Source organism: Methylolobus aquaticus (genome assembly GCF_054172105.1).
In genome coordinates, this window is sequence record NZ_JBSYXP010000012.1 from 39,375 (window position 1) to 59,482 (window position 20,108).

Consider the following 20,108-nt stretch of genomic DNA (forward strand, 5'->3'; position numbering starts at 1 on the left):
GGCCCAATGCGCAGCTAAATTGCTATTGCGGAGAACGCACGTTGAAACCACGCATCCTCGTCTGGGACCTACCGACCCGGCTGTTCCATTGGTGCCTCGCCTTGAGTTTCGCCGGGGCCTATCTCACCGCAGATAGCGAACGCTGGCGCGACGTGCACGTCACATTCGGTTACGTCGTCCTGGGTCTGCTGGTGTTCCGCTTGTTCTGGGGTTTCAGGGGCAGCCGCTATGCCCGTTTTGCCCAATTCGTCCGGGGACCGTCCGCGATCCGGGCATACCTCTCCGGTTTGATCGCCGGACGCCCAACCCACTATACCGGCCACAACCCGCTCGGCGCGGTCGCGATTCTGCTGTTGATCGGATTGGGCCTCACCAGCAGCGTCTCAGGCTGGCTGCTTTACGCCGAAGTCGGGGGCGAGTCGCTCGAGGACGCGCTGGAGGAACTGCATGAGGTACTCTCCAACGGCATGCTGGCTGTCGTGATCCTGCACATCGCCGGCGTCATCCACGGCAGTTTCGTGCATCGGGAAAACCTCGCCTGGGCCATGCTGACCGGGCGCAAGCAGGGTGCGGCGGAACAGGCGATCCCGAGCACGCGGCCCTGGGCCGCTCTTGCACTCCTCGCGGGCCTGCTCGCCATCGTTGCCTGGGACCGCTTCTACAGTGCGGCATCCGAGGGGACGGAAGCGCCGTATCTCGAAAGCGAGCCGGAACTGGAGGATGATGACGAGGCTGTAGAGATCGAGGAGGAACCGGAAGACAACGACTGACCGGAACGCGCGCGGTCGCAGCGCGCCGAGCTGTCGCTCATGAGGCCCGCCGCGCCCGGCGCCGATCGCCTGCCTCAACGGGGTTGTGATCCACGATACTGGCGTGGATGGTGCCCTGGTGCAACCCTGCAATTTCTGGGAGGTGCCCCCGGGAGACAAAGCGGGTGATCAAGCCTCGGTCCAAAGGTCGTTCAAAGCCAGCGTGATCTGATCGAACGGTGCCGCGCTGACTGCATCGTCGTCCTTGTACAGGCCGGCAACGGTCCAGCGCCCGCCTTCCAGCAGGTAGGTTTCGAGTATCCGGGCCAGCGGATCGACCAGCCACAGGTGGGGCACGCCGTGTTGGGCATAGACTGCCATCTTGATGACGCGGTCCTTCTTTTGCGTCGTGGGCGACAGCACCTCACAGACCCAGTCGGGCACGACCTCGAAGCGCTGGTCCTGCGGGATCTTCGGCATCCGCTCGCGCCGCCAGCCGGCGATGTCCGGTACCAGCACTTCGGTGTCACGCACGAAATGGATCTCGGGTTCATCGATGATCCACCAGCCCCCGGGTCCACCCCTGCCGCGGTGAAAGGCGGAGCCGATGTCCATTCCCAATACCGAACTCGCGGAGGCATGCGGTCCGGCGGGGCGCGGCTGCGTGTACAACTCCCCGCCGATGATCTCGCCGACGAGGGCTTCGGGCAGCGCAATCAGTTGGTCGTAGAGGCTGCGCGGGAGCGGTCGGGTCGCGGACATGATCGGAATACCTCACGCAAACAGGCCAAGGGTCGAAGGGGAAGGCACAGGCCGGCGCCGTCACAGATGATCATTATCCACCGCACCAGCCACGAGTCGAGCGGCGGCAGCGTCCCGCGCCCGGTGCCCAGTGCGGAACCGGCGTTCAGCGGCGGTAACGCAGCAGCGCGATCAGGGTTTCACGCGGCGCCTCCCAATCCGCGATTTCGGCGTTCAGCCAGATCATGCCTGCGTGGGTCTCCTCGCCCTCGGCGACGCGGAACACGGCGAAAAGCGCCTGCCGCAGCAGCGTCGCGCCAAAGCTTTCGGCGCCGGCCTGGATCTCGCTCCGCGGGGCGTGCTGAAACAAACGGTGCCGATATCGTCCTTGTGGGACTGGGATCGGTCGCTATCCCCTACTCGCCCTTGTTCATGACCAGGGCTGCCGCCGAGCCCCTTACTACCTACCAGCGAGCTTCAAGCCTTCTGCGGGGAGGAGAAAAGCGGGTTCATGGCCGAGCACGCTCTTGAATCAGCCCATCCAGCAGCTTGATGAAATTCCGCTTCGCTTTGTACCGTACCCGCAGCGTCGCCAGATAACCACGAAAGTCGTCAATATTCCCCGCGGCCTGCATCAATCGACCGACCTTACGGAGATGACGTATCGCTTCCTGGTAAGCCCGATTCTCGGTTTCCTCGATGACGCTGGGAATAATCCGGCGATAGAGGGTCACGGCATCGTCGGGCCGAGGCCCTTCGAGTTTTCCAGCCACCGACAGCAGCAGATCCCGTCGGCAGTCGCCACGTTGAATGACCTGCCAGGCGGTATCGAGATCGTTCTCCTACACGGCGATCTCCACCGGTAGCGACCAGTCAGGCGAAGCCGGTTTCGGCCTGAATCCGCTGAGCGCTTCGGCTGATCGCTGGGCGAGCGCCTCGACTGCGGCGAGTGCACGCTGTCGCTGCTCCGGCCATCGACCGAGCCGGTCGGCCACATCATGTAGCTTGCGGTAATGTTCCACCGTTGCCCGTATTTCGAACTGGATCCAGGTGAGTTGCAGTGCGTCATCATCGCGACCGCGTTTGAGATATTCCGTAACAAGAAAGTCTCGCAGCCGATCATCTGGCCGGTTCGGGAAAGACTTGATACCGCGCTCCGCCCAGTCCAGGGCCAACTCGTCGTGACCGGCCTTGTGGCAGATCTCGGCGATCGTCAGGTAGTGGTATGGGGAGGACAGGTCGCGCGATTTCACCGCCACCAGCGCGTCGGTGTCGCCGGACATCTGCGCCAGCGTTTCCATGATGTGGGTGATCCGGAACCGGTCCGAGAAATCGCTGCGATGCTTCTGATCGCTCGGGCCCAACGGCTGGATCTGTTCCCACTGCTGCTCCGCCAGTGAGCGAAAGCGGGCGATCCCTTCCTTTCCTGCACGTCCTGATAAATCCGCACGCTGTCGGAGTAGGAGTCGAACGACACGGTCGTCTCGTAGCGGAATAGGCGTTCGGCCAGCGCAACCGGCTCGGGCCTGGCCAGCTGACAGGCGCGCAGGTGCAAATCGCCAAGCCGGGCGAGGACATCACCCACCTCTCCGCCGGAATCGTCGACATCCTCCGCCAGCAACTTGTCCACCTTTTCGATGGCATATTCGGCCAGTTCGACCAACGCAGCAGCCGAACCGGGTGTCAGCAGTTCCTCCAGGGAATCGACCAATACATCAAGATCGGAGGCGAGATCACCCGCCTCATCCCAAGCGACAAATCCGCGGACGCGCGTCGCGTCGTCGATGGCCTTTCGAAAGGACCGCAGAATGTCCATCGAACCGCTGGCGCGTTCCGCCTTCAATAGCAGACTTAGATGCAGCGCATCATCGCGCTGAGCTTGCTCCATGATCAACGCGGTGAGGACTTCGGGCGACTGGACGAGCAGATAGTCCCGGATCAGGGATTCGGGATCACGCCCATGGTCAGGGTCGCCAACCTCCGGGTCGGGAATCGTTTCGTCTAGCATGGCTAGGCCCACGGCGACGCAGTGCTTGCAGAAATAGCCATCCGCCGCGCGCGGACAACTACAGCCGTAGCCGAGTTCGTCACCGTCGGCCCACAACTCGACGTGGTAGTAGGGCTCCGAGCCCATGACTTGCGCGCTGACCAGCTCATCACTGCGACGCAAGCGCTCGACAGCGCCGTCCACAAAGTAGTCTTCGCCTCGCGTAAAAGCACTGGCTCCGGCCAGCGCATTGAGAGCTGCCGGGGTGATCAGTCGCTCAAGTTTCGGCATACGCTGGTTTGGTTACTCATCGCTAAATCGGAGGCCCCAGTTTCTGCCACACAACGTCCTGCATATTCATGATGGACTTGGGGCCGTCGACGGAATGATCACAGCCGTTGACCAGCTACACGGTAACCCGCGTCGGTGGGCGACGCCCACGCGACACGCGCAGCTCTCGACCCCCGGCTCATTGAAATGCGGTTGAAGGACCTCTTGCACGCCGGTGGATTCCGGCCGAGCGAGACAGAGTGAGCTGCCGCGAGCTAAACCCCGCCAGCATTTGGCGGTCAACACCAAACAGGGTCTGCCCGCGCCCGACCGGATCCGTCGCAACGCCGGAGAGGGCCGGCTGAGCCCTCGGGCAGCTGGAATCCGCCCTTCGTCAGACCCTCGGCGAAAACCTCCGCCAGGTCCTCGAACGGGAACCAGAAATCGAGTATGTCCCGCATTTCGTGACGGGCCTCCGGCCATAACGCGAAGATTCGCTCCAGATGCCTGCCGGACTCCGCCAGATTGCCGAGGTGACCGTGGATTACCGCGAGATTGATCTGGAACGGAACGAAATCCAGGCCAGCGAACCGGCCAAGTGCCGCTAATGCCTCCCCATACCGCCGGAAATGCAGGTGGCTAAGCGACAGGCTCAGATGATGCCAGGGCGGATGAAATGGGTTCAGGCGCATCGCCTCGGTAACCATCGCCAGACCGGCTTCCCATTGGCCGGCCAGGAGTCGGTGCATGCCGATGACCGCAAGATTATCCGGACGGTGCGGTGCCAACCGCTCGGCATTCTCGGCCTCGGCGAGAAACTGTGCTCTGTCCTTGCAGTAGAACGCGCTCATGGCCAGGACGTAATTCGCCATCACGTTGCGCACCTCCCGCGCCACCGCTTGTCGGGCCATCTCGCGGCACCGTGCGGCCAGTTCCGGTGGTGAGCCGGTTCGGTTGAAGCCGAACAGCGCCTCGCCCAGATAAACAACGGCGAGGGCAGCCCAGGCATCGGCATAGCCGGGGTCTTGCCGTACCGCCTGCTCAAGGGACTCTCGCGCTCGTAAGTGGGCTTCCGGCGAAAAACACTCTTGGTATTCGTGGTAGCGGAAAACCGCGAGATGACTAGCCGGCAACGGCGCCCTCTTCCGCTTCACCGACTGGTACAGCACACCGTGCGGGTCCAGCACGGTGGCGGCCACCTCACGGGAAACCTCTTCGAGGCAGTCGAACAAATTGGGCGAGGACAGCGGATACCTGAATTTTCTGCTCCACGCCACCTCACCATCGGCCGCCCCCACCAGCCGTAGGGCGATGCGGAGATCCTCGCCCTCCGCGCAGAGGCTGCCGTTGAGATGGTAGGCTAGGCCGTGTCGGCCCAACTCGCGGCTGGAAGGCATCGCCAGACTGTGCGTCGGCGCCCTGACCACGGTGAGTCCATCGCCGTAGCCGCTGAGGGTGGCCACGAGTTCGTCGCTCAATCCCGCCGCCAGATAGGCCTCCGTATCGGAACTTCCTCGCCACTCCAGGCGCTCCACCGCCAAAAGAATGTGTCCACGTTCCGGGGTGTCCTCAACCGCCGGCTTGATGAACGCCGTTCGATAAGCGCCCTTTGGCAATGCGATGCGGAGCGTATCGGCTCGCCCGATTCCCGCGTAATACGCCGCCAGCATGGTGCGTAGCCGCGCGGCGTTGACGCGCACGATCGAATCGGTGTCCGGATCGAATCCGGCCGGCCGATCGAATACCTCGAGGCCGATGGTGTAGCCCTTCAATGAGCCGGCCCGGCCGGCCAGCTCCGCCTCGACCAGGAAGCGCAGTAGCCGGGTGATCTTCGGGCTCGCCTGAAAATCCGGGTGGGTGCACACGCGCTCCAGAGCGGCCCGAACCTCGTCCGGCGGGAAGGCGGCAAGCCGCTCGCATTGCGTGCTGATCGTCACTCGATTGCCTCAAGTTCCATGGAAACGCGCTGTCGCACGCGCCGGTCGCAACAGTTTACCGGAGCCAAGTTTAACGGCGCGTCACTGTTACATGCGTGCATTGCGACCCGGGCCCTTTGTAATCTAGGGCGATTAACAAATGACAAGTTAGATCGGGCACGCTGTGCGCTTTTAATCCGCATGCCGTGCATTCAACCGCAACACTCTCGGAGCAGACTCCCATGCGCCTTTTCACGATCGCAGCCCTCGCGGGCTGCGTTTTGTTCAGCACGCACGCTTTTGCAGCCAAACCCAGTTTCAAATGCGGCAAGTCCGCTCATGAGATCGAAGAACTGGTCTGTAATAACGACGACCTGGCGGCACTGGATGTGTCGTTGAATAATCTTTACAAGACCGTGCTCAAGAACACCCCGTCCAGGGCACAGGCGCGCCTGAAAGCGGAACAGTCCGGCTGGGTCAAAGGTCGCAACGACTGCTGGAAAGCCGACGACAAGATCGCCTGCACTCGCGCCGAATACGAGTCCCGCATCAACGAACTGAAAGATCGATAACACAGTTGAAACCCACGGTCCGACCAGGAGAGCAAGACAATGACGAAGCAAGAATGCCTAGCCAAGATGAACGCGCAGATCGAGGACTGGAAATGCGAGATGAAGGCACTGGAAGACAAAGCTGCCGACGCCAGCGAAGACGTCAAGGCGAAATGTCACGAGGCCATGGACGCGCTGCGCTGCCAATGCCAAGAAGGCGAAGCCAAGCTGGAGGAATGGAAGGCCAAGGCCGAGGACGCCTGGGAGGACTTCCAGGATGAGGCAGAGGACGCGCTGACCTCGTTGAAGACCTCGATGAGCGATTCCATCCGACGCATCAAGTCGTTCTTTGCGTAGGATTCAGATGGCAGCGGAGGCGCGACACCGGTCGTGCCAAGCGCCAACGGAACAACGCTTTGCAATCCATCAGGAGAATGTCCGCCATGCGCAACACCGCGCTGCTGTCCACACTGGCTGCCGCGACGCTAAAAAAATCCGCTGCCCCGCACTGATGGCACGTTCCCCAGAACCACCCGCATCGCACACTGACAGGAGAGTTCACATGAGTCTATTCAGCTCTATTCTGGCGAAACTGGGCATCGGCAGCGCCGAAGCAGCACCGGCAACACAGGCAGCGCCGATCAGCACGGTGGATGTGGTCGCCAAGCTGGAAGGCATGGCGGCGACGCATGCCGAAAAGCTGAACTGGAAGACGTCGATCGTCGATCTGTTGAAGGTTTTGGCCCTGGACAACAGCCTGGCGGCTCGGAAAGAGCTGGCCACCGAGTTGGGCTGCCCGGCCGACAAGATGGGCGACTCGGCACACATGAATGTGTGGCTGCACCAGACGGTCCTGAAAAAGCTGGCCGAGAACGGCGGCAATATTCCGAAAGAGCTGCTCGATTGAGATTTCGCTGGCGCTGCTTGAAGTTGGCGGATGCGCATCGACATCCGCCATTCGGGCAATGTGAGCCCGCGGGGCGCGACCGCGTCCTGGCAGACCGAGGATGCCGACATGTCTGAAAGGTTATGGCTTTGGATGGTTGCCTTCGCGGCGTTGGCGCTGCAGCCGGCAAACGCGATGGCGGCGGAACCCCGCCATGAGCGGGTCAGCTTCAAGACCGGCGCCTCATCGGCGACACTGAAAGGCGCGATCAAGGGTGACCAGACCGTCGACTATGTACTCGCCGCCAGGGCCGGGCAAATGATGAGTGTCACCCTGAACACGAGCAACGGTGCCAATTATTTCAACGTCCTGCCACCCGGTTCGGACGCAGCGATCGCGAACGGTTCCACCCTCGGCAACGCCTGGACCGGCACGCTACCCGTCGACGGCGACTACCGAGTGCGCGTCTACCTGATGCGCAGTGCGGCTCGCCGGAACGAGCAAGCCCGTTATACGCTCACCCTAGAAATTGCCGGTAGCAAGGCGGCGGCCGCGGCGCCAACGGGTGACGCCAAGGTGGCCGGAACGCCGTACCACGCGACTGGAAAAGTGCCGTGCTCGGTCGGTCCCGATCCGAAAGGCTCGGCCCAATGCTCGTTCGGGGTCATCCGCGGCGCGCCCGGGACTGCCGAGGTCCATCTCGCCGACCCCGGCTTCGACGTCAGTCTGCACAAGGACCAGCTGCGCGTTCTCCGATTTGCCGGCGCACGGGTCACAAGCCCCGATCCCAAGGTAAGGGTGACCGCCGAGAAGAAGGGCGACGAGTGGTCGATCGCTATCGACGGCTTCCAGTTTTTCACCATCCCGGAGGCGGTAATCGTTGGCGGTTGAGGTCGTCTCCGGCACCGCGATACGTCACGGGACAGCGAATCGGGGGAAGCCCTGAGCCGTTTCCTGGTCGAGCAGCCGCGGCACGTGCTCGCGGTGGCGCTGGTGCAGCTGGCCCTTTGGGCGACGGTCCGCGGTGGGCGAATTCCAGCCGTTCGACACCCTCACGTGCTGTTCGTGCCGGCGCTGGTCTGGCAGGTCTATGCCGCGTGGGAATGGCTGGTGCTGGTAAAGTCGCCGGAGGCGAACATCCGCGTCGACCTGTTGATCATTTGGCCGCTGCTGGCCCTGCTGACCCTCTGGGCAGCGGTACGCGCCTTTCGCTCTTGAGTCAGCGGAGGCCGTCGCGCGAAGTGCGCCGTAACCACTGCGTCAGCGGGGCGGAGCCCGCAGTAGACAATTGCAACACAGGCGAACACCGCCAGATGCACTACACGAAACCGACTTCTTTGGCACTGATCATCCTGTCGCTCGGTGCCGGCCCCGTCGCCGCCGACGCCGACGGACCCGATTTCTACCGGGTCACCGGGGTCAGCCCGCACGATGTGCTCAACATCCGCGCGGTCCCCAAGCCCAATGGGACCAAGTTGGGCACGATCCCGCCCGGCGAGGCCTGCATCCGCAATCTCGGCTGCCAGGGCGGCCTGAGCTTTCAGGAATTCTCGACCTTGAGCAAGGCCGAACAGGCGGTCCGCCTGAAACGGAACCCGCGATGGTGCCGCGTCGAATACCGAGGCGTCACTGGCTGGGTGGCCGGGCGCTATCTGGCCGAGGGCAGCTGCCCGTAGCCCGGTCAATGCGCCTCCATCTCTGTTCCACCAACTCTTCAACGACGGGAGAATCCGTATGAACCTCACCAGTCTGCTCATTTTCCTCGCCATCGGCGCCGTCGCCGGCTGGCTCGCCGGCCAACTCCTGAAGGGCGGCGGCTACGGCCTGCTCGGCAACATGGTCATCGGCATCGTCGGCTCGGTGGTCGGCGGCTTCGTCTTCGGTCTGTTTGGCATCGCCGCGGGCGGCCTGATCGGCTCGATCGTCACCGCGACCGTCGGCGCTATCGTGCTGCTGTACCTCGTCGGCCTGATCAAGCGCGCGTGAAGCACGCAATGATCCAGGTGGGCACGCAGTGGCGAAACCCTGAATCCGGTTTTCGACCGGCGATCCAGGGTTCGCCGCCACCATCTCTGCTGACCGCCGATGGTCGCTGAATTCATGCCGCACAACCCCTCACGCGTCTGCTCGTCTGACCCATCGCGTCGGATGGATCAGGCGTCAGCGAACCCTATCCCCCCTTCACTCGGAGCCTTGCCAACCCATGTTCGCACGCGCCTTCGCCTTCGCTCTCATGGCCTGCTTCGGGTCGGGCTGCATCGCCACTCCCGGACCTGGTCGGTCTTCGCCAGAACATGCCGACCGGACCGCGGAGCTCCAGGCGGTCTTTGGCCAGCCCAGTCAGGCTGGCTTCGGTAGCGCCGTCTTTGCCGAACGGGTCGAACGGCCTCAAGACCTCGAGGCTGCGGCCAAGCGCTGTTACCGTCATTTCCTGGGGAAACAATGGGCAGAGGCCGGCGAATCAGTCTGGATGGCGCCGTGGCAGCGCGTCTACGCCCGCCCGCCGGGCCTGCGCGCCGATATCGTCGCGGAGCTGCGCGGCATCCGGAATCCCGCTGCCCGCTCAGCGCTCTCGGTGCTGCTCGAGGGTCACGATACGCCCGACGCCGCCCGGCACGCGCTGTCGGCCGTCTACGATGACGCGGGGATGGAAATTGTCCAGGTCTACACGCTCGGTGATGGCGCGGCGCTATCCGGCGTACTCATCGCGGGTCGCACCCGCAACGGTGCAGCGACTTTGCTCATTTTCCTGATGGATTGACTACGAGCAGTTCCAGCACCATACCTATCGGGCGGGAAAGGACGTCAAGGACCCGGCGGCGCCCCTAGATCGATCGCGCTCGATGACGCCACCTGAATGACGATTCCGGTGAGGGAGCGATAGTTCGTGGGCGCTGCATAAGTCCTCAGCCGGCCGCGGAGGAAGACCCGCGTAGGCCGACCAGACTCGGCATCCGCCCGAAACGTTGCCAGCAGGGCATCCCGCCCCGCATCATTCCGCACGTGCGCCGGGAAGGACTGGCCGACCGGATCATCCTCCGCCGCTTTCAGACCGAAGCGCCAGGTGTCGGGATTCGGCCCCGCGCCACTCCAGGAGTCACCCAAGATCCTGTGGGCATCCGCGTCGCCATAAAGGTTGCCGTGATCGACGAAACCCCAGACCTGTATCTCCCTGCCCTGCAGATGCAGGATGTCGTCCGCATTCCGCGCAAAACCATGCTCGCTGATCGCCGCTGCGGGGATATAACGGTTGGCGGGAACCCCGCAGCCGGCCACGACGAAGCTGCAGGCCAGCGTCACAACGCGTAGCGCCGAATATAGCGCGCGCGTCCGTCTCTGCTCACGAAACCTGCCGCTCACACCGCACGCGCGCCGTTTCGAACGACGACGGCGGCAGGCTTCGGCTACTTCCGGCCATCGGTTCAGATGCATCCAAAGGGCGGGGGGACAACCACGGACCACGAACAGCCCTGCGGCCGATCCATTATGACCAACGACGCCCGGTTCCAGCGGGTTACAGACCGGTTGCGCGAGGTCTGCCTGAGGCGATGCAGGAACGTAAGACCAGCTTCCCCCGACAGTCGACGGAAATCGGTTTCAGGTCGTCAGAGCGGCTGTCATTTGCACTTCGGATGCGTGCCGATGTCGTCCGCGCTGACAACATGGTTCTTTGCATTCGTAAGTTGGACGCATTGATGCGTCTTGGCGTTGTAGTAGATGCCGTAAAGTGTGTCGCCCTGGGTGATGGTGTCGACGTTCTTGAAGCCCTTCGCGGTCATCATGTCGAAGGACTTGATCGAGTTCACGCCCTTCAGATCCGAAATCTTCGCCTTTGACGCATGATCTTTGGTGGCCGCGCTCTGCGTTGCCGTCGGAGAGGTAGGCTTTTCGTGATCTTCGGCGGCGCGGCAGCCCTTTTTGTAGGACTCCCCGTGCTGGTTCTGGTCATAGCGACCCTTGAGGCAGTCGTTATAGCCGCGCTGGTATTCACGCTCCGAGGGCGTTGTGGCCAACGCGGCCGGGGCGGCCCCGATGACGAGAACGGCGGCGGCAACGATGGAAATTTTCATGATCGGCGGGCTCCTGGGGATAAGAAATTCAAGGGGCGCTGGGGGTTATTGGGAACAGAAAAAGGGACCCATGGTCGCGCATTGCGAAGGAGTGGGAAGGATAGAGGAGTGAGGCTGATTAGTCATCGTCAGCATCTGGCGGGGATACCAACTCGTTGCAAGGCTTTATGACTTGCTCGACCGTGCCGGTGTTCTTCCAGGTTTTGAGCCGAGGTTGTAACCCCCTACCAAACTCCCCCGCAAACCCGACCCGTTGAAACCCCCATGTTTCCTGGATCGCAGCTGTTGACGCTCAACAGACCCACAGAGAGAAGAGAGGCAGATTGGCTAAATTTCAGCCGAAAATCGGGCAGCCAGCCGAACGGCCGTCAACAGGCACTTGCGGGAAACCGCGCCAGGCGGCCTGCGACGGGCGTATCCGAAAAAGCCGAGAAGGATTCCGTGTTACGCAGGGCCCGTACGCGTCGACCAGGTGCCACGCATGCCGACCAATCGTACAAATGAAAAAAGCGACGGCGAAGCCTCGATGGGTTCGGCGGCCAACTCACGCAGCCGCTGGCCGCAGCCCGTCAGGTCGCCCAAGGCAACTCGATGAGCCGGCCATCCGGCGCGAACACTTCAACGGGCGACACGGCGAAAATTCCGATCAATTCCATCTGACAATCACCGCAGTTGAGAATCTGATGGGGGAGGTTCCGCGGAACGATCAGCGTGGAGTCCGGCCCGAATCGATGTTCCTGGCCATTGAGCCACAAGACACCGTGACCGCTCTGTATGAGCACCACCTCTTCGCAATCGTGCCGATGGGGCGGCGTCGCTGCTCCCGGCGCCATGAGTGATCGCCACACGGAGAGATTCTTCAGGCCGTTCAACGAACCCGCCAGGGTCACATTTTCGATGCCGGGCAGAGCAGCCCGCGGTAATTCCGAGTTCCGAGTCACGTTCATTGAGGATTCCTTCGCTAATTGATGGGTTTGGCGCGGGTACCGGTGCAATCGACGAACCGATGGATCGCGGTTTGGCAACGGATCGCGAAAGCGCGCCCCGGACTACGTGACGCAACACTCAGGAGGCAACAGACCTCCTTCGTCAGTGTGGATCGAGGATGCGCTCGGCGGAAATAGCTTGTCGTAGACCTGGTTGAACACGAACGCATAACCCGCATAGGCCACGCTCAAACCGAGGTCGGCGCTCAGCGCCTGCCATGCCGATAGGTCGGTCCACCACAGCAGCGCCGGCAAGGAAACTACCATGACGCCCGCTTCGAGCAGCGCGGCATGGAGTACCCGCAGCCCCATCGGACGCCGATCGGCGCTCCTTCCGGCCAGGCGGGCTTCCAGCCCATCCAATGCGGCGCCGAGCAGGCCGTTCCAAACCAAGGCGATCATGGCCAGCAGCAACAGCAGCGTGGCGGTCGAAGGGATGGCTTCGTGGCTGAGGTAAGCGAAGGCTGGCGTCATGATCAAACATCCCACGAGTTCGTATGCGATGCCTTGGCGAATACGCTCCCGAAGCGTTCTCAGGGGAATGGCGCGAATGCCGGTGGGCAGGTTCACGGGCGCGGACATCATGTTCATGGCGGTTCCTCCGGACAAAGGGGATTCTGTGGTTCGGTCTGCCAGTGCGATGGCCTGACCGACGGCGCACAGTATGTCCGTGGCGGATTAGCGCGTGAACAGCATTAAAAGTCATAATATTGATGACCGAAAGTCGTTAATCCAGCGGACGCTTACCATGGCCAGCCTTGAACTCATCGCCTCGTTCGCATCGGCGGCACGTCATTCGAGTTTCGCCAGCGCGGCGCGGGAACTCGGCTTATCGCCCTCGGCGGTCGCCAAGAACATCGTGCGGCTGGAGGAGCAGATGGGGGTGCGCCTGTTTCACCGCACCACCCGTCAGGTCAGCTTGTCTCCCGATGGCGAGGAACTTTTCGAGCGTTGCCGGCGCATCCTGGAGGAGGTGGAGGCGTTCGAATCGGCAGCGGCGGGTGCCCGATCGGGACTGCGAGGCACCTTGCGAGTCGACATGCCCACCGTCTACGGCCGATCGGTCGTGCTTCCGGCGTTGGCGAGGCTCAAGCGGTTGCATCCGGAACTCAGGATTGATGCGCGCTTCTCCGACCTCAGGGTCGACATCATTCAGGAAGGCTTGGATGCCGCGGTGCGCATCGGCCCCTTGACTGATTCCCGACTGGTGGGGCGCAAGTTCGATGAGCAGGTGCTTTGGATTTGCGGAAGCAAAGACTATCTCGACGAACACGGCGTGCCTGAATCTCCCGAGGACCTCCAGGCGCATGTCTGCCTGTTGTACCGCCTGCCCTCCAACGGCCGGGATCGTCCCTGGCAGTTCCGGTTCGGCCAGCGCGATGAGGCACTGATGATGGAGAGCGGTATGCGCCTCGGCGACGGTGAGGCCCTGGTACTGGCGGCAATAGCGGGATTAGGATTAATCCAGGTGCCGAGCTATCTGGCCGAGTTGGCGGTGAGGGAGGGCAAGCTGGTGGAGATCTTGCGGGACTACCGACCCTCCCCGATGCCGATTTCGTTGGTTTATCCGAGTCATCGCCACATTCCGCCCAGGGTACGGGCGCTGGCTGACGCGCTCGCGGAACGGTAGGGTTGGGGGAAGAAGGAGCCGACTGTACGGGTGAACATCCGGCGCCGAGGAGGGGTGTGAGCGGGGTTCACTCCTCTACCGGCCCTGCTGGAAATCATTGGAGAGGCGGACGGTACCGGCTGAGCTTTACGAGGATGGGAATTTCAACCGGCTCGACCGTCCATGGAGACGGGAGATGGTTCTGCCTGCAGAGGCCTGAGATCGTCGCTGCTCCTCACGAACGCCTGTTCGCTGATCGTCGTTGCAGCGATGTAAGGAGCGGAAGGCTCCCGGCGCAGCCGACTGCGGAGCGCCCTCCGGCGAGTATCACGAGCGAGAGCAAATTGGGGTTTTTGAGATCAGGTCGCGTGCGCATCCGAAAGAATTCGGAAACCGGGCTGCGTTCGCGTCTCCGGGATCGCTGGCCGATCTGTGATCACCAGGGACGCACCCGGCTCCAGTAGGTCATAGACCCGCTGGGAGATATCGCTCGGCAGTCGAACCCTCTCGACTAGATCGAGGCGCATAGGCAAGGTCCCGGCTTGCACGGGCAGACCGACCGCCATCCAGCGGCGTTTCGGTCGATCCGGCGCAAACGGACTGGGCTCCTGCATGAAGCCTTCCAGGGTGACGAAAATACCCGCTCCGAGTGGCTGGTCCGGGTCGGTGACTTCAATCGGAGCCTCCCCAATCAGCACACCGTTCCGATAGAGGTACAGTCGCTGGTCGGCGCCGCTAATGACTACGCTGACCGGCCCCTTTGGCGCCTTGTTCGGCTCCCAGACGCTGCCCCGATGGGCGGACGATCTTCCAGGTGGAGTCGGGACCTGGGTTCGAACTCGCTTTCTCAACCAGCGCTCGGGCCTGTTTCGCGACCGGGACCGTAGGGCCTAGTTACCGAAATTCTCGCCCTGGAACCTTCACCGCAGTTGACCCAGACCGTAACCCCGGCGTAACCCCCAAAAAAAAGGCCTGCATCGCTGCAAGCCTTTGTTTCCTTGGTGGGCCCTCAAGGACTTGAACCTTGGACCAAGGGATTATGAGTTCTATCCTACGGGGTTTACAGAAATTTACCGTCGCACATAACCACTAGCAGTACAGTGACTTATGGCGTACCATTCTCTACCGGGATTTATAGAAATTCACGCAAAGTGTGACCCCGGCGTGACCCCGAGCGGAGGAGTCCTAATGTCGAACGATCTGAACTTCACGAAGAGCAACATCGACGCGCTGCCCCTGCCTGCTGCTGGCCAGCGTGCCAGCTACCAAGACACCAAGGTGCAAGGGCTCGAACTGCGCGTGACCAGCACCGGCACCAAGACGTTCTGTGTGCGGCGGCGAGTCGCCGGCAAGGTAGAGCGGATCACTCTTGGCCGTTACCCTGCCATGACCCCGGAGCAGGCGCGCAAGCGGGCTGCCGAGGTCAACGGCACCATCGCGGCGGGCAAGTCACCCGTCACCGAAAAGAAGCGCGAGAAACTGGCCGCCAAGACCCTAGGCCAGACCATCGAGGAATACATCGAGCGGCGCACCCTGAAACCGCAAACCATATTCGACATCCGGCGCTGCGCGAAGGAGGTCTATCGCGAGTGGAACGACAAGGCGCTGACCGCGATCACGCCGGACATGATCACCCGGCGACACAAGGAATACGGCAAGGCGCATAGTGAGGCGCGAGCGAACCTAGCCATGCGCTACTTGCGGGCGATCCTGAATCACGCCATCGACAACCATCTGGACGAGCACGGCAAACCGATCATTGCCGACAACGCGGCGGCGCGGGCCATGAAAAAGGCTTGGTTCCGCGTGGATCGGCGGCAGACCATGATCAAGCCGCACGAACTGGAAGCCTGGACCGAGGCCGTCATGGCACTGCCGTCCGAAGATCACCGCGACTACTTCATGTTCCTGCTGTTGACCGGATTGCGCCGACAAGAGGCCCTAGACCTGACGTGGCAGACGGTAGACCTGGCAGGCCGCACGTTCACCGTGCTGGACCCCAAGAACCACCAAGACCATACCCTACCGCTGAGCGACTATCTGGTGGACATGCTGACCCGACGCAACGAAGCGTCAACGTCGACCTATGTGTTCGCCGACACGGCGGGCCGTCGAATCTCGAACTTTCGGAATTCGCAGGCGGCGATCGAGAAGAATGCGGGCGTGCGGTTCACCCCGCATGATCTGCGGCGGACCTTCGCGACCATTGCCGAGTCGCTGGACATTCCCGCCTATGCGCTGAAGCGGCTGCTGAACCACGCGAACGGTGCCGACGTGACTGCGGGCTACATCGTGGCGAACGTCGAGCGGCTGCGCGAGCCGATGCAACGAATCACCGACTACGTGCTGAAGGCGGGCGGGCTGAAACCGTCCGCTGACATCCTGACCCTGACCCGAGGACATCATGAGCGCATCACTGCATGACCGGGACTTTTCCGCTTGGGCGACCGAACAGGCCGAACTGCTGCGACAAGGCCGGTTCGCCGAACTGGACGCCGTGGGCGCACGCGAACGGCGGGAACTCGAAACCCGGCTGTCGATTCTGCTGCAACACCTGCTGAACTGGCGCTATCAGCGGGAACGGCGCGGGTCCAGTTGGTTGCGGACCATCAAGATTCAGCGGATCGACGCCAAGCGCGTGCTGGAAGATAACCCGGGTCTGAAAGCCAAGCTGCCGGAACTGATCGACGGCGCCTATGAGCGGGCGCGCATCCTGGCGACGGATGAAACCGGAATGGATGAAGCGGATTTCCCGGAAACGCTGCCATTCCGTATCGAGAACGTGCTGAGCGCGGACTATCTGCCCGAGGACTAATCACCCGAACTACCGCGCCTAGCCTTTGGCCGGGCGACAAGCCGGGATTCCTTGCCCCGGTTGGCGCGGTTCCTATCCGCAAGGCTTCGTCCGCAAGGGGGGCGATATGGTCATTCCGTCAAGGCGGGCGGGGCTTGTCAGGCTAACCGACGGCGACTTTGACGGCGCTTTGGATCGCTTGCTCAATGACAAGCGAACGCGAAGATTACGCAGTCAATTTCTCTTAGACGCGCCTGAAACACTTAACGAGCACGCGACTCTTTGTCGAGAGGCACTTCTCATCGCCTTTCTAATCCAGTTGCGCGATGCGGTATTTCTTGTAAAGGAAATTGACCTAAAACCACCCGCCGAGCGGCGAAGGCTGCGTCCGAAAGGTATTGTTGTGAATTTTGATACTCGGGTATACCGTGTCGCAAGCTATCAAGTTCTTCACGCCGATGGACATACGCGCCGTCGAGCGCTGGCGGTAAAGGATCTATTGCGCGGCACCATTCATGACGCGATATTTCAGGGTTACGGCACGATTGCCGCGATCATTTCGGTGGCGCTTGGGCGCGGAGTGACAAAGAACACCATCCGCAAATCGCTTCAGCGAAAAATTTAGGGCACCCTTTCCGACACGCTTCTCAGCTTTCACATAACTTGTCCCCCGTCAACATAAAACGACGAGGACTAATGTGAAAAATCCGCAGCAAACCCTCTTGGCCGAAAGGCTCGCACTCGCAAGCCAACTGCACGGACTGCACGACGATGTAATCGTCGGCGAGGAATACGCCGCCGCATTCCTCGATGTAGAGCCCGGAACTCTCAATGTTTGGCGATCGACAGGCCGCTACAACATCCCTTACACAAAGGTCGGGCGGTCCGTCAGGTATCGCTTGAGGGACCTGCGCGACTGGCTGCAGTCCCGCACTCACGGCCGGCCCGAGGTTCCGCGATGAGTCCCGCCGATCAACTGCTACCGCGCCTTGCCCGCGTGCAATCCCGAGGTCCGAGCCAATGGTGGGCAAGCTGCCCGACGTCGGCACACAAGAATGGTGATCGCTCTCGCGGGCTTTCAATTCGCGAGACAGGCGATGGAGTCTTGCTTCTGAGGTGCTTCGCCGGCTGCGATGTTCCGTCGATTGTCGCGGCGGTCGGGCTTGATCTGGCGGCTTTGTTCCCGCCCCGAGATAACCCCGACAACCGCTATTCGAGCGCGAAACCACGTGCGCCGCGCATTGATTTGCGGGCCTTGTTCGATGCCATCGAGCACGACTTGAACGTGCTGTCGCTCGCATTAACCGACATAGCGGACGGCATGGTCCCGAGCCCTGCCGATGCCGAGCATGTTGCGGCTTGCGCCGCCAATCTGGCTGATCAGATCAGGGTGGCGCGTCAATGACCTGGAGCGAATCACTCGAAGCGCGGGCGGCTAATGGCGAAAGCGGCGAATCCGGCGAAAAGCCGCGCCAACAAAGGCTTTCGCAGTGGCGAAAAAGTGGCGAATTTCGCCAGTCAGGCGGCGACGAATCGCCAGAATACCCGGTCGATGCGCTCGGTGTGCTGGCTGGTCCGGTGCGCGCGATTGCGAGTGGTCTACAGATTGATGTGGCGATGGTCGGTCAATCGGTACTGTCTGCAGCAGCGGTCAGTGTGGCGCATCGCTTCGACGCGGAGGACCTGACCGGGCGCGTGCCGTTGTCGCTCTACCTGCTGACACTGGCCGAATCCGGCGACGGCAAGACGACGGCTGACCGCGTGGCATTCCGGGCGATCGAGGAGTATCAGCGCGAAAAGCTTCGACGCTGGCACGAGGAAATGGAGTTTTACGACCCCAAGTCAGGCGCACCACAACCACGCGAGGTCACGCTGATTACGCGCGACGGGACGGTGGAAGGCATCCGGCGCGATTTCCAGCATGGTCGGTCATCTCAGGGCTGTTTCAGCTCGGAGGCTGCGGCGATGGTCGCAGGCTTCGGGATGAGCAAGGACAACCGAGCCAAGACGGCGGCGACCTTCAGCGCGATGTGGGACGCTGGCGAATTGTCGGTATCAAGAGGCACAACCGGACGTTTCCAGCTCTACGACCGCAGGTTCTCGCTCCATTGGATGCTACAGCCGGACCCTGCACGGGAAGCCGTTCAAGACGGTCTGCTGTCGGCGCTCGGGTTCTGGCCGCGCTTCCTGCTGGCATGGCCGGACCCAGCGAAGCCGCGAAAGTACCAGCCGTTCGAGGCGACGGAAGATCCAGACATCGGCGCATTCTGGGAACGATGCCGCGGTCATCTTGACTACACCTGCCCGGAAGAATGCCGCGACCTGCCGGTGATCCGTTTGGACGATACCGCGCGCGATTTCGTCGGGCGGTATTTCGAGAATCTAGAGCGCGAAGCCAAGACTGAGGCCGGGCAGTTTGTGGAGGTCAAGCCCTTTGCCGTCCGAGCGACTGAGCACCTATGCCGTGTGGCGGGTGTCCTGGCCGCATTTGCGGAGCAGGATGTTGTGAACGTCGCGATGGCGCGGGATGCTGCACAGCTTACGACCTATTCGCTTTTGATGTGGCGGTCGGCATTCACTACGCGTCAGGAAGCGAAGGAGAACAGCCTAGCGTCAATCCTTCTCGAATGGCTGCGGCGTCAACCTGGCCGGTCGGCGACTGATGCCGCAGTTTTGCGGATCGGTCCGCGTAAGCTGCGGTCGCGGTCAGCGCGGGATGCCGCGGTAACGCTGTTGGAGCATCGCGGCGAAATCTTTCGCAATCGTGATCGGTGGGAGGTCGCCTGATGCGCGTCGATGAGTTCCTAGACGAGCTTATGGGCGAGCCGGTGGCGAATTTTCGCCAGTTTTCGCCACAGTTTCGCCACGCTGAAACCCGCGCCAGCCGGGTGTTCTCGCCGCTTTCGCCGGTTTCGCCACATGGCGAAGAAAGGGCGGCTTTCCAGTACCGCACGCACGGCGCGGTGGTCGATCTGAAGGTTGCAGGCGCGAAGGTGATCGATCTTCAGCAGGAAGCGCGACGGCGCGGGCTGATTCGATTCCGCCTGACAGGCAATGATGGCGCGGCGTTGCTCGGATTCAGTCTCGAAGTGCCGCGACCGGGCGAGGATCAGGCCGGGTGCATCGCAAGACTGCGGGCCGAGTTCGGCGGGCGACTGGTCCTGGACGCGGAGGGCAGCGCCAATGACTGAGACTGTGCAGTTCTTCGACCTGTTGGAATGGCTCTCCGAGCATCCGGCACTGAGCCTTCCCCTTGCTTGGCGTGGACTGGAGTGACGAAAGCCGGTCTTGTATTCTTCCTGGGGGGAGCGGCGAGAAGTTGGTTGTGATGGTGGCGACTCGCGACTGCGGGCTCCTGGCCTACTGGAGACGAAGAGCCTTTGTCCCAGCGCGCTGCTGGAAGCTCTGGCGGGCCTGTCTCTCTCTGCCGCAGAGGGCGTTAGTCGTGCCCGCCGGCAACCCGCAGGGGGTTGATGACACCGACATGAACATCGCCTGGACCTAGGACGCCAACCTGTTAAAGACTATGCTGGCGAGCGACTCCAATCT

General features: G+C 62.2%; 28 protein-coding genes. 17 read left to right on the plus strand and 11 right to left on the minus strand.

Features of this window, described 5'->3' with window-relative positions; genetic code table 11:
• Positions 1-41 precede the first annotated feature (41 nt).
• Positions 42-770, plus strand: coding sequence for a cytochrome b/b6 domain-containing protein (locus ACW73L_RS15855; protein ID WP_498923390.1), 729 nt, complete (start codon positions 42-44; stop codon positions 768-770).
• Positions 771-938: 168 nt separating this feature from the next.
• Here the strand turns inward: ACW73L_RS15855 and ACW73L_RS15860 are convergent, their stop codons facing one another.
• The 6 genes from ACW73L_RS15860 to ACW73L_RS15885 form a co-directional block, all read right to left on the minus strand.
• On the minus strand, positions 939-1,511 hold the full coding sequence (locus ACW73L_RS15860) for a Uma2 family endonuclease (protein ID WP_498923391.1): 573 nt from the start codon (positions 1,509-1,511) through the stop codon (positions 939-941).
• Between the two features lie 145 nt (positions 1,512-1,656).
• Positions 1,657-1,860, minus strand: coding sequence for a hypothetical protein (locus tag ACW73L_RS15865; protein WP_498923393.1), 204 nt, complete (start codon positions 1,858-1,860; stop codon positions 1,657-1,659).
• A gap of 139 nt (positions 1,861-1,999) precedes the next feature.
• Positions 2,000-2,263: a DUF6880 family protein gene (locus ACW73L_RS15870; protein ID WP_498923395.1), complete on the minus strand. Its 264-nt coding sequence runs from the start codon at positions 2,261-2,263 to the stop codon at positions 2,000-2,002.
• Positions 2,264-2,332: 69 nt separating this feature from the next.
• Positions 2,333-2,791 carry a hypothetical protein gene (locus tag ACW73L_RS15875; RefSeq protein WP_498923396.1) on the minus strand — a complete coding sequence of 153 codons (459 nt, stop codon included), beginning with the start codon at positions 2,789-2,791 and terminating at the stop codon, positions 2,333-2,335.
• On the minus strand, positions 2,740-3,768 hold the full coding sequence (locus ACW73L_RS15880; protein WP_498923398.1) for an SWIM zinc finger family protein: 1,029 nt from the start codon (positions 3,766-3,768) through the stop codon (positions 2,740-2,742). The genes ACW73L_RS15875 and ACW73L_RS15880 overlap by 52 nt, the downstream gene beginning before the upstream one ends.
• Positions 3,769-4,046: 278 nt before the next feature.
• Positions 4,047-5,684 carry a hypothetical protein gene (locus ACW73L_RS15885; protein ID WP_498923400.1) on the minus strand — a complete coding sequence of 546 codons (1,638 nt, stop codon included), beginning with the start codon at positions 5,682-5,684 and terminating at the stop codon, positions 4,047-4,049.
• Between the two features lie 221 nt (positions 5,685-5,905).
• Between ACW73L_RS15885 and ACW73L_RS15890 the strand changes: the two genes are divergently transcribed.
• The 8 genes from ACW73L_RS15890 to ACW73L_RS15925 all read left to right on the plus strand — a co-directional run bounded on the left by ACW73L_RS15890 (position 5,906) and on the right by ACW73L_RS15925 (position 9,861).
• Positions 5,906-6,235, plus strand: a complete 330-nt coding sequence (locus ACW73L_RS15890; RefSeq protein WP_498923402.1) for a lysozyme inhibitor LprI family protein — start codon at positions 5,906-5,908, stop codon at positions 6,233-6,235.
• A gap of 39 nt (positions 6,236-6,274) precedes the next feature.
• Complete coding sequence (locus ACW73L_RS15895; protein ID WP_498923404.1) at positions 6,275-6,571, plus strand: sll1863 family stress response protein; 297 nt, start codon at positions 6,275-6,277, stop codon at positions 6,569-6,571.
• 205 nt (positions 6,572-6,776) lie between these two features.
• Entirely contained in the window at positions 6,777-7,121 is a 345-nt protein-coding gene (locus ACW73L_RS15900; protein ID WP_498923405.1) for a DUF3597 domain-containing protein, read from the plus strand.
• Positions 7,122-7,229: 108 nt separating this feature from the next.
• Positions 7,230-7,991 (plus strand): hypothetical protein, encoded by a 762-nt coding sequence (locus ACW73L_RS15905; RefSeq protein ID WP_498923407.1) that lies wholly within the window; start codon positions 7,230-7,232, stop codon positions 7,989-7,991.
• Positions 7,992-8,075: 84 nt separating this feature from the next.
• Positions 8,076-8,318: a hypothetical protein gene (locus ACW73L_RS15910; protein ID WP_498923408.1), complete on the plus strand. Its 243-nt coding sequence runs from the start codon at positions 8,076-8,078 to the stop codon at positions 8,316-8,318.
• 95 nt (positions 8,319-8,413) lie between these two features.
• A complete protein-coding gene (locus ACW73L_RS15915) occupies positions 8,414-8,776 on the plus strand; it encodes an SH3 domain-containing protein (RefSeq protein WP_498923410.1) in 363 nt (120 codons plus the stop codon).
• Positions 8,777-8,834: 58 nt separating this feature from the next.
• Entirely contained in the window at positions 8,835-9,086 is a 252-nt protein-coding gene (locus ACW73L_RS15920; RefSeq protein ID WP_498923411.1) for a GlsB/YeaQ/YmgE family stress response membrane protein, read from the plus strand.
• Positions 9,087-9,303: 217 nt separating this feature from the next.
• Positions 9,304-9,861: a hypothetical protein gene (locus ACW73L_RS15925; protein ID WP_498923412.1), complete on the plus strand. Its 558-nt coding sequence runs from the start codon at positions 9,304-9,306 to the stop codon at positions 9,859-9,861.
• Between the two features lie 44 nt (positions 9,862-9,905).
• On the opposite strand, the gene ACW73L_RS15930 is transcribed toward ACW73L_RS15925, so the two are convergent.
• From ACW73L_RS15930 to ACW73L_RS15945, 4 genes are all read right to left on the minus strand, one after another.
• Positions 9,906-10,460, minus strand: coding sequence for a hypothetical protein (locus ACW73L_RS15930; RefSeq protein WP_498923413.1), 555 nt, complete (start codon positions 10,458-10,460; stop codon positions 9,906-9,908).
• 257 nt (positions 10,461-10,717) lie between these two features.
• Positions 10,718-11,170 carry a hypothetical protein gene (locus tag ACW73L_RS15935; protein WP_498923414.1) on the minus strand — a complete coding sequence of 151 codons (453 nt, stop codon included), beginning with the start codon at positions 11,168-11,170 and terminating at the stop codon, positions 10,718-10,720.
• A 569-nt stretch (positions 11,171-11,739) separates the two neighbouring features.
• A complete protein-coding gene (locus ACW73L_RS15940; RefSeq protein WP_498923416.1) occupies positions 11,740-12,117 on the minus strand; it encodes a cupin domain-containing protein in 378 nt (125 codons plus the stop codon).
• Positions 12,118-12,219: 102 nt separating this feature from the next.
• On the minus strand, positions 12,220-12,747 hold the full coding sequence (locus ACW73L_RS15945; protein ID WP_498923418.1) for a PACE efflux transporter: 528 nt from the start codon (positions 12,745-12,747) through the stop codon (positions 12,220-12,222).
• A 157-nt stretch (positions 12,748-12,904) separates the two neighbouring features.
• Here ACW73L_RS15945 and ACW73L_RS15950 point away from each other — a divergent pair, with 157 nt between their 5' ends.
• Positions 12,905-13,786 (plus strand): LysR family transcriptional regulator, encoded by an 882-nt coding sequence (locus ACW73L_RS15950; RefSeq protein WP_498923420.1) that lies wholly within the window; start codon positions 12,905-12,907, stop codon positions 13,784-13,786.
• A gap of 338 nt (positions 13,787-14,124) precedes the next feature.
• Here ACW73L_RS15950 and ACW73L_RS15955 read toward each other — a convergent pair whose 3' ends face one another.
• Positions 14,125-14,616, minus strand: a complete 492-nt coding sequence (locus tag ACW73L_RS15955; RefSeq protein WP_498923421.1) for a hypothetical protein — start codon at positions 14,614-14,616, stop codon at positions 14,125-14,127.
• A gap of 337 nt (positions 14,617-14,953) precedes the next feature.
• On the opposite strand from ACW73L_RS15955, the gene ACW73L_RS15960 reads away from it, so the two are divergent.
• The 7 genes from ACW73L_RS15960 (at position 14,954) to ACW73L_RS15990 (ending at position 19,750) form a co-directional block, all read left to right on the plus strand.
• Positions 14,954-16,189: a tyrosine-type recombinase/integrase gene (locus ACW73L_RS15960; protein ID WP_498923423.1), complete on the plus strand. Its 1,236-nt coding sequence runs from the start codon at positions 14,954-14,956 to the stop codon at positions 16,187-16,189.
• A complete protein-coding gene (locus ACW73L_RS15965; protein ID WP_498923424.1) occupies positions 16,170-16,580 on the plus strand; it encodes a DUF29 domain-containing protein in 411 nt (136 codons plus the stop codon). Before ACW73L_RS15960 ends, ACW73L_RS15965 begins: the two co-directional genes overlap by 20 nt.
• A 106-nt stretch (positions 16,581-16,686) precedes the next feature.
• Positions 16,687-17,184, plus strand: coding sequence for a hypothetical protein (locus tag ACW73L_RS15970; protein WP_498923426.1), 498 nt, complete (start codon positions 16,687-16,689; stop codon positions 17,182-17,184).
• 73 nt (positions 17,185-17,257) lie between these two features.
• A complete protein-coding gene (locus ACW73L_RS15975; RefSeq protein ID WP_498923427.1) occupies positions 17,258-17,521 on the plus strand; it encodes a helix-turn-helix domain-containing protein in 264 nt (87 codons plus the stop codon).
• 143 nt (positions 17,522-17,664) lie between these two features.
• Positions 17,665-17,964: a hypothetical protein gene (locus ACW73L_RS15980; protein ID WP_498923428.1), complete on the plus strand. Its 300-nt coding sequence runs from the start codon at positions 17,665-17,667 to the stop codon at positions 17,962-17,964.
• Positions 17,961-19,346, plus strand: coding sequence for a DUF3987 domain-containing protein (locus tag ACW73L_RS15985; protein WP_498923430.1), 1,386 nt, complete (start codon positions 17,961-17,963; stop codon positions 19,344-19,346). The genes ACW73L_RS15980 and ACW73L_RS15985 overlap by 4 nt, the downstream gene beginning before the upstream one ends.
• Entirely contained in the window at positions 19,346-19,750 is a 405-nt protein-coding gene (locus ACW73L_RS15990) for a hypothetical protein (RefSeq protein ID WP_498923432.1), read from the plus strand. The genes ACW73L_RS15985 and ACW73L_RS15990 overlap by 1 nt, the downstream gene beginning before the upstream one ends.
• Positions 19,751-20,108 lie beyond the last annotated feature (358 nt).